The organism is Candidatus Pelagibacter sp. Uisw_136, assembly GCF_047720275.1.
In the GTDB taxonomy this organism is placed as follows: Bacteria; Pseudomonadota; Alphaproteobacteria; order Pelagibacterales; family Pelagibacteraceae; genus Pelagibacter.
In genome coordinates this window covers 914,506-926,360 of record NZ_CP159812.1, presented here as the reverse complement: position 1 = coordinate 926,360, position 11,855 = coordinate 914,506, and the positions used below count along the sequence as shown (strand labels likewise).

Below are 11,855 nucleotides of genomic sequence, written 5' to 3'. Positions count from 1 at the left end.
GATTACGGTAGACAGTCCAGATAAGTATCTAGATCCCACTGAGTTGTTGCACCTAAAAATTTTTCCCATTCATCATTTTTATACCAATGGAATACTTTGTACATTTCGTCTGGCATAGCTGATTTTATAACTTCATCTTCTGCTAAACGATTTAAAGCTTCACCAAGACTCATTGGTAGCTTTTTAACTATTTTTCCAGCAGCTTGAGCGTCGTACATGCTTCTAGACTCAGGTTTTCCAGGATCAATATTATTTGTTATTCCGTCATCAAAACATTTTAATAATCCAGATCCCATTAAATAAGGATTATGCATTGAATCTACAGAACGGTATTCAAATCTACCTGGAGCAGAAACTCTTAAACCACAAGTTCTATTTTGAAATCCCCAGTCTGCATAAACGGGTGCCCAAAATCCTGTATCCCACAGCCTTCTATACGAGTTAACAGTTGAAGAACCAATTGCAGTCAGTGCACCCAAATGTTTCATTACTCCACCAATCGCTTTTAATCCAACTTTACCAGGTAATTGAATATCTTTAGTGTCAGGCATAAAGTAATTAGTTCCACCCTCAACATAGGTAAAAACATCATCCATCGCTGGGATAGATTTATGAGATAATTTATTAATTTTATCTTTTCCACCTTTCCATAAAGACATATTTGTATGACAACCACTTGCTGACACTCCCATAAAAGGTTTTGTCATAAAGCAAGCTATCAAATTAAACTCTCTAGCAACCTGTGCACAAATTTGTCTATAAGTTGAAAGTCTATCTGCATTTCTTAAAACATCATCGTACATCCAATTTAATTCTAATTGCCCTGGTGCATCTTCATGATCACCTTGAATCATGTCAAAACCCATTGCTCTAGCGTATTTAAAAACTTGCATGAAAACTGGTCTTAACGACTCAAATTGATCTATGTGATAGCAATAAGGTTTAGAAAAACCTTTACCAGTAGGTGAACCATCTTCATTTTTAGTTAACCACATCATTTCTGGTTCTGTTCCAACTCTTAATTGGTAGCCATGTTTCTTCTTAAATTCTTGGGCATGTATTCTTAAATTTCCACGACAATCTGATGTTAAATGTGCACCCGGATTATCTCTTTCTTCTCTATTTCTAAAGCAAGTAACGAATACTCTTGCAACTTTTTTATCCCATGGAAGCTGACAAAATGTTTCAGGATCAGGTATACCAACTAGCTCTTTAGCTTCTGGTCCATAACCAATATAATCTCCATGACGATCAACAAATAAGTTTGCTGTAGCACCGTAAACTAATTGAAATCCTTTTTCACACGTTCTTTCCCAATGATCAGTAGGAATACCCTTACCTACAACTCTTCCAGTTACAGAAATAAATTGAAAATAAATATATTCAACACCTAGCTCGTTAATTTTAGCTCTAACTTGCTTAACTAATTTGTCTCTACCTGGTTGTCTAACGTGTCTATCTAAATCTGTCATTATCTCTCCCTCTAATGAATTTTTATTTAAGGAACCGTAACTGAAAAAATTATTTGTGTCTAGGCTTGAAGTTTAACTCCAAGGGAAAGGACTGTTAGAAGTTGGATGAAGTTCACCCTTCTCGTAACGGTTGAATCTAAACGGTTTTAATAATTCACTTTCAGTTCCCAAAATTTCTTGTGCAACAAGCTCACCTACACCAATCATTTTATATCCATGGTTTGCATCTGCTATCATGTAAACATTTTCTAAAAATCTATCAAATATAGGAAAATTGTCTGGTGTCATACATCCAAGACCACCCGAGGGTCCTTTTCTATATAGATCTGATTTACCTTCAAACCTTTTGTGACAATGAGCTAAAGCTGAACACCACATATCATTAAATGATTCTGTTGTTTGAAATTCAGGAGACTCAAGTCCATAAGGATCAATATTTATTTTATCAAAATGTTTATCAACTATGTAAGGAGATGTTCCACCCTGAACACCAAGCCCTTCAATGTCTGGCTTATAATAAATTCCCCAAAGTTCATCTGTAATTAGTTTTTTAGTTGTGTCAGAATATAGAGGGGCAGTTGAGTCAACATGCATTACAGGAGGCTGACCACCATCATTCATTCTTAAAAAATCTTTATCAACACCAATAACACCTTCTTGTAACATCCAATATTTCCACATATCTTCTTTATGAAATTTTCCATCTTGTCCTTTAATATTTGCAACTTTTGGAAGATCTAACATGTTCCAAAAATCTCTAACCCAAGGACCAGCGCCAACAACTACTTGTTCGCACTCAATAATTCCCTTATCGGTTTCAACACCTGTAACAGCTTTGCTATTGCTTCCTCTTTTAAATCCTGTAACCGTCACACCCTTAATAACCTCAACACCATTTGTAGTAGATTTTTCTTCTAGAGCTTTTATAGAAGCTTTGTTGAATGCATAACCACCTTTTTTTTCATGAAGTATAGATGTGATGCCTTGTGCTTGCCAATCATCAAACATACCTTTCATGTATTTAGTACATTCTTTTTCACCTTCAATAAATTCTGATTCGTAACCAATAGCTTTTTGCTGCTCATAAATTGTAGCAACATCTTCGTGCATAACCTCTGGAGATATTTGTAAATACCCTACAGCATTATATTTCCATGCTTTAGGATCACTTTCCCAGACTGAAACAGAGTGAGCCATTAACTCTCTCATAGCAGGTTGAAAATAGTTGTTTCTTATAACACCACAAGCTATTCCGCTCGCACCTGCTGCAGTATCTTTTTTTTCAAGAATTACAATGTCACCTGGATTTTTATAAGTTTCTGAAAGTTTCCAAGCTGTACTTAGGCCATGAATTCCGCCTCCGATGATTACTACTTTAGCTTTAGTTGGTAATGTTGACATATGAAAATATTATTTTTTCTAAAAAGTAATTAATATAATTATATTTATAACTAAATTTTATATATAAAAGATATCAACTTAAAGAGATTGTTGAATTAGGTGCTAATAGCTTAGCTTTTTTAAAGTGAGCAGGTATTGTTTAAACTCATTAATAAAAGTCTCAGTAGGTATAATATTTTTTATTCGCTGATCAGTTGAAGTTTTTTCCAAACGAAAGAATCCTTTTTCACAAGCCTCATTAATTATCAAAGCCGATTTTGGTCTAGAGGTTTTAAATAATTTTGTTTTTAGCCCTTCAACAGAAAGCTTTTCATTAAGTTTATGCGCTGACATTACAAGTAACATCATATGATAATGTGAAGGAGATTTTCTAAAAAAATAGTTACTAGATGTATGTGATTGTTTCATCTGGTCTTCCCAAAAATTTAAAAGATCTTTGCTGTTATCGGGCATTTTATTATGCTCTAACTCTTGATTTTGTTGGATCATAAAAAGGGAAGGGAACAACTTTTGCACCAATTCTTTTTTGATGACCATCAAGTTTACCAATCTCAACTTCTGTTCCTATTTCAGAATATTTTACATCTATTTTACAAAGTGCAATATTTTTTCCAAGTTTAGGTGATAGCATTCCACTTGTTATTACACCCACTTGACCACGACCAATATGAACACAATCTCCATTTACTGCTGGTTCATGACCAACCAATTCCAGACCAACTAATTTTTTTTGTGGATTTGCTTTTCTTTTAATTAATTCTTCCTTACCTATAAAATCATCTTCTTTAGTTTTAAGTGGCACTGTAAAACCAATACCTGCTTCAAATGGATCTGTTTGATCATCGAACTCATAGCCATAAAAAATTAGTCCAGCTTCAATACGAACCATGTCTAAAGCTTCTAAGCCTAATGGAGTAACATCAAACTCTTTACCAGCTTCCCAAACTTTATCCCAAACCTCTGCAGCATCTTTTGGATGACACCAAATTTCATAGCCAAGTTCACCAGTGTAACCTGTTCTTGAAATAACAATTGGTGTACCCGTTTCATGATCTATTCTTGCAATATTAAATCTGAACCATTCAAGCTCAGTGATGGATGGCTGTATAGGAGGCGTCCATACAAATTTTTCTAAAATTTTTCTACTATTTGGACCTTGTACTGCAATGTTATGAATATGATCTGTTGCAGATTTAATCCAAACTTTATAATTTTTCTTTTTAGCTTGTTCTTTTAACCATTCACCACTGTATTCATCTCCACCAATCCATCTAAAATTATCTTGTCCTAATTTAAATAAAGTACCATCATCTAGCATGCACCCATTTTCATAACACATGGCTGTATAAACAACCTGCCCTACAGATAATTTTTTTACATTTCTGGTAAGGGTGTATTGCATTAAATTTTCTGCATCAGGTCCAAGAATTTCAAACTTTCTAAGAGGCGATAAGTCTGTTGCAATCGCACTTTCTCTACAAGCCGTATATTCTTTTATAGTTCCTGAATTTGTAAAATTATTAGCAAGCCAAAAACCTTTATACTCAACAAAGTTTCTTGTTAGCTCTGAAGTTTTTTTATGGAAACCTGTTTCTTGAGTTAGTTTAGGTTCTGAGTCTGTTTTCATTCTAAATGCTATTGCTTTTGAATACTTTTTTTCCTTTGAATAAGTCCTAACAAAAATATCAGTGGGATTCCAGCCATTTGCACCATCAACATCACAAGGACAAGCTGATGATATACATGTTAGATCTTTTAAAGCTCTAAATAAAACATAATCTCCAGGCCTTGACCAAGGTTCATCAAAAGATGCAACATTATTAGCATCAATTGCAGTATTAAAAAAAAGATTTATTGCAGACCAACTTTTTCTAGAATTGATGTCATATTTATCCAGTCTATTATTAAAATTGTCAGTACAATTAATATGACCCATATAACCCATATCTTCATAATATTTTGATGTGCAAGCAAGATTGAAAGTATCATGTCTTCCAACTGTATCTCTTACAACTTCAATCATAGCTTCATGATCACCATCATAAAACTTTGAAAACAAACCAGGCCCAGGGTAAGCACCACCCATAAAAGTTCGTGTTGCTTTATCATCAATAATACTTTCAATACCGTCATTTAATTTTTGTGTATCAAAAGCTAGAAAATCAGAACATTGCCTTCCGCCTGGATCAATTATCTGAATATATTCACCAGCTTTTACCTCATAAGTTTCAGCAGTTCTTCTTTTTACAAGTTGTTCAATAATTGGATCACTAAGCGGATCTGGCAAAATAAATTGTTCATCAGTTTTAATAAATTTAGCTTTATTTAAAAAAATAGTTAAATCTGTTGGTGGATTTTGTTCATGAACATTCATTGCATCACCAGGTGCAGCAATCATAACTACACATTTATCTTTTGAAGTCAGTGTTTTTTTTTCACCCATCATACAATCATTGTTAAAAATAATTGATGATTTAGCATTATTTAAATCAAGGTTTTTATTCTTTAGCAGCTTTGAAATTTTTTCATCATTAGCAATAGTTTTTTTTGAAAAATCTGCATTAGCATTTTCTTTCAAATTTAAAATAGATAAATCAGACTTACCTTTTGAATTAAAAACAATTATTTCACAAATTTGTCTTCCTTCTTCATTAATGATTTCTATTTTATCTTCTGGCAAAACTTCTATTATAGAGAGCCCACCACCTCTTACAAAATATCTTTCAACTCCAGGTGGTAATGTTCTTAAGCCAGGATTTCTTATATCGTTACTAGTATGTAGCATTGCCAGTATAAATTTAAATAATTTAACACTAGCTTAATATAATCAAAGGTCATTGACTATAAATTTAATAAGTGAGAACATACTTTCTTAAACATTAATATTAAGGAGAGAGAATATAATGAAAAAAATAGTATCATTAATATCTGCCTTGGTAATTTCAGCAGTTAGTTTTGCTGGAGTATCTAATGCAGCAGATAGTAAAAAACCTATCGTTATTCCAACTCATAACTGGTCTAGCCAAATTGTAATGGCTCATGTTATTGGTGGAATTTTCGAAAGTATGGGAAATAATGTAAAGTATGTAAACACAGACTCACAAGCAGTTTATGAAGCAATTCGTATCGGCGATGTAAGTTTATCTCATGAAGTGTGGGAATCTGCGTTTGGAAAATCATTTACTACAGCGCTAGACAAAGGTGGTTTAGTTGACTGGGGAGATCATGAAGCTCGAACGCTTGAAGATATGGGATATCCAAACTGGGTTGCTGAAAAAGGATTATGTCCTGGTCTTCCAGACTGGACTGCATTAAAAAATCCAGCTTGTGCTAAAAACTTTACAACACCTGATTCAGGTGGAAAAGGACGAATGTTAGAAGGTCCACAAAGTTGGCATGGAGATTTAATACCTCAAAGGGTTGATGCTTTAGGACTTGGAGATCTTTGGACTGTTAAATTTGCTGGAAGTGCAGATGCACTTTGGGCTGAACTCAAAGCAGCTGAAAAAGAAGGAAGAGGAACTATAATATTTAACTGGACGCCAAACTTCACAGATGGTGCTGGTTTTACTTTTATAGATTTCCCTCCATATTCAGCTGGTTGTAGACCAGAAGACGGTGGTGATGGAAAATGTGGTTCGCCAGATGGTTATTTGAAAAAAGCTGTAACTGCAGACTTTCCAAAAACACATCCAGCAGCAGCAGCGGCATTTAAAAAAATGTCATTCTCTACAAGTCATATTGGTGCAATGGCTGCTTTAGTTGACCTTGACAAATTGACTCATGAAGATGCAGCTAAGAAATGGTTAGCTGATAATAAGAGTGTTTGGCAAGCTTTTACTAAATAAAGGTAACAGTTAATAAATTGAAATCTCTCCCAACAATGTTGGGGGGGATTTTTTTTAAAGAATGTGCTTTCGCACAAATTCAAATTACGGACCTTTTAATTAAATGATAAAGTTTTTTTTATATATATCTATCAGTCTATTAGTTTTTAATTCTTCTTTTACAAAAAATATAGACATACAAGAGGATATTAAAATTGGTTTTGTATGTGAATTAGAAAAGAAAATACTCAAGAACTCAGAATATAATTATAAAACTTTTTTAGCAAAAGATTTAGATAATCAAAATTTAGATAAATTTGAAATCGATGCAAAGAGACCAGAAAAACTTTTGATTAATGGGTTATCATTGTTCCTCTCACAAACTGCAAAATTTGAAGTAAAAGTTGTAAATAAAGACATAGTTTTATTCAAAGCTTTTGATGAAAGAAAAAATTACTCAGAATCAGGTATAATTAACAGAAAATCAGGTGAATTAGTTCACGAAATTACAATAGGTATAAAAAGTGATAATCTTGAAAAAAATATTTCTTTTTACTTATGTAGCTAAATTTAAAAAAATGAAAAAATATTTATTTTATATAGCTTTAAGTTTTTTAGTTGCAACATCAGTATCAGCTCGAAAGACAGGTTGTGAAGGAAACTGTAAAGATGGCTTTGGTAAATGGACTTACACTGACAAAACAACATACGAAGGCAATTGGATTGGCACACAAAAACAAGGACAAGGAGTTGAGACTTGGCCTAATGGATATATTTATAAAGGTGAGTTTAAAAATAGTGTGTGGAGTGGAAAGGGTATTTTGACCTTTCCAAACGGTGCAACTTATAATGGGGAATGGGCTAATGGGTTTATGAATGGAGAGGGAACATTTACATGGTCTGATGGAAAAGAAAAAAAAGGAATTTGGAAAAATGGAAAATTTCAAGAATAGATAAAAATGTTACAAAATATATATTCAAATAAATTAAAGAAGATATCTGAGCCAGTTAGACAATTTGGAGGTCTTATCATCTTAATAATTATTGTAATTTTTTCCTTTGCTATCTTAAATAATATTTTTGGTGAGGGTGAAGAACTAATTGCTAAAATGAAAAAAGAAGAAGAAAGAATTGCGGAAACAAGAAAGCAAAATGAACTGATTTCAAGTTTGCCATCAGGAATTTTAGTTTTTTATGATGGAACTGATCATTATAAGTTATCTTTAGAACAATATGAAAAAGTTTGCAACGCAACAAAGATTATTCCTCAGCGTGCAATTATGGGTGCTAATTTTTTGAATTTTAGAGCACATCATATTTATACTATTAATGGAAATAAAATTGATGAAACGTTTGTTAAATGGAATAAGGAAAATAATAAATGCTTTGCAGGTTTTACAGTTAGTGGAAATAATGTTGGGGTAGATGAAATAATTACTGTTAAAGGAGAGGTTTTAAATTTTTTAAGTACTGGAATTGATACAAGAGTTTATTTTATTAAAAATTTTTAAGGAGAAAAACGATAAGTATAAATAATATAAAAAGTGTTTTTTATTTTTATTTCGTATAACTTATTAAAACATTATGACTGATACAGTAATCAAATGTGAATCTGTTTATAAAATTTTTGGAACAAATGCCAAAAAGATGCTTCAAGATGCAAATGGAAATGTAGACGCTAAAACATTTCAAGAAAACGGATGTATAGTGGGTGTGAATAATGCCTCTTTTGAGGTTTCAAAAGGTGAAATGTTAGTTGTGATGGGTTTATCAGGCTCAGGGAAATCAACATTGTTAAGATGTATTTCTAGATTAACAGATGCAACTGCTGGAAAAATTTTTATAGAAGGTCAAGATTTGCTTTCATTAAGCAATAAAGAACTGATTGAACTTAGAAGAAATAAAATGGGTATGGTATTTCAAAGCTTTGCTTTACTTCCTCACAAAACAGTTGTGGAAAACATTGCTTTCCCACTTCAAATAAAAGGTATTAAAACTAAAGATAGCATCAATAAAGCAATGGAAATGGTAAAGCTTGTTGGTCTTAATGGAAGAGAAAATTATTTTCCAAGAGAGCTTTCAGGTGGACAACAGCAAAGAGTAGGTATTGCACGATCATTAGCTGTTGAACCTGATATTTGGTTTTTAGATGAGCCATTTTCTGCATTAGATCCATTAATTAGAAAAGAGATGCAGGATGAATTTTTGAGACTTCAAGAAAAATTACAAAAAACAATTATGTTTATTACACACGATTTTGATGAAGCTTTAAAACTTGCTGACCGTATTGCAATAATGAAAGATGGTATAATTGAACAACTGGATACCCCAGCTAACATTGTGTTAAATCCTGCAACAGAATATGTAAAAAAATTTACTGAAGAAGTTCCTAGAGAGAAGGTTTTAAAAATAGAAGATGTGATGGATAAACCAAATAATGAAAATTTAAGTAATTTAAAAGTTTTAAGAAATGAAATAATTGAAAATGTTGCTGAAAAAATCTTAACTCAAGAAAAGTCTGTATCTGTAATTGATGAAAATAATCAAATTGTTGGCACCGTTCATCCATCAAAAATAATACATACAGTTTTTGGTGGAAAAAAAAATAATGATTAAAATATGGAATTATTAAAAAGATATCCAAAAGTATTCCAATGGTTATTTTTGTTAATTGTTTTTTTTACCTTATATTTTGCAATTGATGTTCCAGAAACTTATAAATTTATTAGAGGTCAAGCAGAATTTATTAAAGATCCAAATCAAAGCACTTACACACTCTTTGGTGCAGAAGTAAGGTATTATGCATTTGATGTTTTTTGGAGACTACCTCCTTTGCTTGGATGGTTACCTATATGGATAAATGATTCATTATTTTTTTTAATGAATGATTGGATGCCAATTGAATTTTGGAATGAAGACACTCAAGAATTTAAAACTCGACCTCTAGTTTTACAAATAACGAGAAATTTAACCTCATTTATAACATTTCTCATAGAATTAATTAGAGAGATTTTATTAGGTGGTGTTGAAACTATTGTTGCATTTACAAGTTGGGATTGGATAAGTGAAAATTCATGGGCAGAATTGCCAGGACTACCTTGGACAATTGTTGCTGCGGGTGCAGCGGTACTTGGATATAAATTAAGCGGTAAAGGTCTAGCTTTATTCGCTGCTATAGTCATGATTTATATTTCTATTTTTGGTCAATGGAAACCTTCGATGCAAACACTTTCTTTTATATTGGTTGCAGCACCTCTATCTTTTATTTTTGGTTTGAGCTTAGGGATCGCAGCATTCAAAAGTAAACGTGTAGAGAAAGCTTTATATCCAATACTTTTAGTTATGCAGACTATGCCTCAATACGCAGTATTGGTTCCTGCGATTGTCCTTTTTGGTGTTGGTGATCATGCTGGAGTAATCATAACCATGGTTGTAGCTGTTCCACCAATGATACTACTGACTTTGTTAGGTCTTAGAGGGGTATCCCCTGAAGTTATTGAAGCTGGTAAAATGAGTGGATGTAATAATTTACAACTTATGTTTAAAGTATTAATCCCAACTGCAAGAAGAGATATTTTGATTGGAGTAAATCAAGTTATCATGGTGTGTTTTTCTATGGCAGTAATTTCAGCGTTTATAGGTGCCAAAGGTTTAGGATTTAATTTATTATTAGCTTTAAATCAGCTGAACATTGGATTGGCATTAGAAGCAGGTTTATGCATTAGTTTGATTGCGATATTACTAGATAAATTATCTTTAGCTTGGGCAAATAAGCAAATAGATTATTTTGGTAACTTAACTTTTTTTCAAAGATATAAAAATACATTATTTTTTTCCGGTGCAATATTTATTGGAATTATACTTGCTTATGTTGGATCTTTTTATTTTAAAGAAGGTTTTAATTATTTATATGAAATTCCACATAATAAGGGAATATCAACTGCGGATTTTTGGAACAAAGGTGTTGATTGGATTTGGGATACTTTCTTTCAAACTTTAAAAATTTTTAATACATGGTTAATAGTAGATGTATTGCAGCCTATGCGTGCTTCTTATTTACGTATGCCTATTGTTGCAACATTTGTTTTGGTTATGGGTGCTGGATATATAATTGGAGGAATACGTTCAGCTTTTGTAGTGGGTGCTTTGACATTATTTATAGCATTAAGTCCGTGGTGGGACAGAGCTTTAGTTACTACATATATGGCAACTTTTGGAGTTATCTTATCTTGTGTAATTGGCTTTACTGTTGGAACTTTATGTTTTCAGAATAAGCATACAACAAGTTTTATGTTGGGAGTCTGTGATATTTTTCAAACATTCCCTTCATTTGTATACTTAATTCCAGTAATGATGCTTTTTGGGGTTACAGATACATCGGTATTAATTGCAGTAGTTGTTTATGCAACTATACCTGCAACGAGATATACTATTGAAGGGTTGAGAAGTGTTCCAGCAGCTTTACACGATGCTGCTTCAATGTCAGGTGTAACAAAAATACAAAGACTGATGAAAATTGAATTCCCTTTAGCACTTCCACACATGATGCTTGGTTTAAATCAAACAATTGTATTTGCTTTATTTATGGTAATTATTGGAGCATTTATTGGAACTGAGGACTTAGGACAATATATTTTAAAAGCTATATCTGATAAAAAAGGTGCGGGAATTGGATTAACACTGGGTATTTGTGTTGCATTTATAGGCCTGGTATTTGACCATTTAATTCGAACTTGGGTGGGGCAAAGAAAAAAACATCTTGGTATCGATTAGTTAAAATACTCAACTTCAGAAAAACGATCTGTTGGAAAAATCCAATAGAATTCCAAGGTTTCGGTTCCAACATTCTTTAAAGCATGCTTTGCATTGCCCACAATATAAACTACATCACCTTTTTTAATTTCTTCTAGCTCACCAGATTTATTTAACATTCCTTTTCCACTGGTAACTAAATATATTTCTGCAGGCGAGTGATAGTGTAGGGGTAAATTTCCTCCAGGAGCAATTTCAGCAAAACCAAGTGAAAGTCCAGAACTTCCCATAAAATCTGCATCAATTAAAAACTTCCACCTAACGCCTGGGTATTTCTCAGTTGTTGACCACTCTTGATCAGAGACAGATTTAAGGTTTTTTACAAAAATCATGCAAAATCACA

General features: G+C 32.5%; 11 protein-coding genes. 6 read left to right on the top strand and 5 right to left on the bottom strand.

From position 1 onward, the window contains the following. Positions 1–2: 2 nt before the first annotated feature. The 4 genes from ABXT53_RS05045 to ABXT53_RS05030 form a co-directional block, all read right to left on the bottom strand. A complete protein-coding gene (locus ABXT53_RS05045) occupies positions 3–1,472 on the bottom strand; it encodes a glutamine synthetase family protein (RefSeq protein ID WP_415290039.1) in 1,470 nt (489 codons plus the stop codon). Between the two features lie 72 nt (positions 1,473–1,544). Then, the gene (locus tag ABXT53_RS05040; protein WP_415290037.1) at positions 1,545–2,873 is read right to left on the bottom strand and encodes an NAD(P)/FAD-dependent oxidoreductase; all 1,329 of its coding nucleotides are present in this window, start codon (positions 2,871–2,873) and stop codon (positions 1,545–1,547) included. A gap of 102 nt (positions 2,874–2,975) precedes the next feature. Further along, complete coding sequence (locus tag ABXT53_RS05035) at positions 2,976–3,326, bottom strand: hypothetical protein (protein WP_415290035.1); 351 nt, start codon at positions 3,324–3,326, stop codon at positions 2,976–2,978. 4 nt (positions 3,327–3,330) lie between these two features. Further along, entirely contained in the window at positions 3,331–5,658 is a 2,328-nt protein-coding gene (locus tag ABXT53_RS05030) for a DUF1989 domain-containing protein (protein ID WP_415290033.1), read from the bottom strand. Between the two features lie 118 nt (positions 5,659–5,776). On the opposite strand from ABXT53_RS05030, the gene ABXT53_RS05025 reads away from it, so the two are divergent. The 6 genes from ABXT53_RS05025 (at position 5,777) to ABXT53_RS05000 (ending at position 11,473) form a co-directional block, all read left to right on the top strand. Then, positions 5,777–6,721, top strand: coding sequence for an ABC transporter substrate-binding protein (locus tag ABXT53_RS05025; RefSeq protein ID WP_415290032.1), 945 nt, complete (start codon positions 5,777–5,779; stop codon positions 6,719–6,721). A gap of 103 nt (positions 6,722–6,824) precedes the next feature. Next, a complete protein-coding gene (locus ABXT53_RS05020; protein ID WP_415290031.1) occupies positions 6,825–7,268 on the top strand; it encodes a hypothetical protein in 444 nt (147 codons plus the stop codon). A gap of 10 nt (positions 7,269–7,278) precedes the next feature. Continuing rightward, positions 7,279–7,653 carry a hypothetical protein gene (locus ABXT53_RS05015; protein WP_415290030.1) on the top strand — a complete coding sequence of 125 codons (375 nt, stop codon included), beginning with the start codon at positions 7,279–7,281 and terminating at the stop codon, positions 7,651–7,653. A gap of 6 nt (positions 7,654–7,659) precedes the next feature. Further along, on the top strand, positions 7,660–8,211 hold the full coding sequence (locus tag ABXT53_RS05010) for a hypothetical protein (RefSeq protein ID WP_415290029.1): 552 nt from the start codon (positions 7,660–7,662) through the stop codon (positions 8,209–8,211). A gap of 73 nt (positions 8,212–8,284) precedes the next feature. After that, the gene (locus tag ABXT53_RS05005) at positions 8,285–9,316 is read left to right on the top strand and encodes a quaternary amine ABC transporter ATP-binding protein (protein ID WP_415290028.1); all 1,032 of its coding nucleotides are present in this window, start codon (positions 8,285–8,287) and stop codon (positions 9,314–9,316) included. A gap of 3 nt (positions 9,317–9,319) precedes the next feature. Further along, positions 9,320–11,473 carry an ABC transporter permease gene (locus ABXT53_RS05000; protein WP_415290027.1) on the top strand — a complete coding sequence of 718 codons (2,154 nt, stop codon included), beginning with the start codon at positions 9,320–9,322 and terminating at the stop codon, positions 11,471–11,473. Here the strand turns inward: ABXT53_RS05000 and ABXT53_RS04995 are convergent. Beyond that, positions 11,470–11,844, bottom strand: coding sequence for a dimethylsulfonioproprionate lyase family protein (locus tag ABXT53_RS04995; protein ID WP_415290026.1), 375 nt, complete (start codon positions 11,842–11,844; stop codon positions 11,470–11,472). The two genes, ABXT53_RS05000 and ABXT53_RS04995, sit on opposite strands and share 4 nt — an antisense overlap. Positions 11,845–11,855 lie beyond the last annotated feature (11 nt).

Bases quoted from the DNA above. Each gene is read 5' to 3' on its own strand.
- ABXT53_RS05025 (WP_415290032.1), top strand. From the start codon at position 5,777: ATGAAAAAAATAGTATCATTAATATCTGCCTTGGTAATTTCAGCAGTT.
- ABXT53_RS05045 (WP_415290039.1), bottom strand. From the start codon at position 1,472: ATGACAGATTTAGATAGACACGTTAGACAACCAGGTAGAGACAAATTA.
- ABXT53_RS04995 (WP_415290026.1), bottom strand. From the start codon at position 11,844: ATGATTTTTGTAAAAAACCTTAAATCTGTCTCTGATCAAGAGTGGTCA.
- ABXT53_RS05005 (WP_415290028.1), top strand. From the start codon at position 8,285: ATGACTGATACAGTAATCAAATGTGAATCTGTTTATAAAATTTTTGGA.
- ABXT53_RS05020 (WP_415290031.1), top strand. From the start codon at position 6,825: ATGATAAAGTTTTTTTTATATATATCTATCAGTCTATTAGTTTTTAAT.
- ABXT53_RS05035 (WP_415290035.1), bottom strand. From the start codon at position 3,326: ATGCCCGATAACAGCAAAGATCTTTTAAATTTTTGGGAAGACCAGATG.
- ABXT53_RS05040 (WP_415290037.1), bottom strand. From the start codon at position 2,873: ATGTCAACATTACCAACTAAAGCTAAAGTAGTAATCATCGGAGGCGGA.
- ABXT53_RS05000 (WP_415290027.1), top strand. From the start codon at position 9,320: ATGGAATTATTAAAAAGATATCCAAAAGTATTCCAATGGTTATTTTTG.
- ABXT53_RS05015 (WP_415290030.1), top strand. From the start codon at position 7,279: ATGAAAAAATATTTATTTTATATAGCTTTAAGTTTTTTAGTTGCAACA.
- ABXT53_RS05010 (WP_415290029.1), top strand. From the start codon at position 7,660: ATGTTACAAAATATATATTCAAATAAATTAAAGAAGATATCTGAGCCA.
- ABXT53_RS05030 (WP_415290033.1), bottom strand. From the start codon at position 5,658: ATGCTACATACTAGTAACGATATAAGAAATCCTGGCTTAAGAACATTA.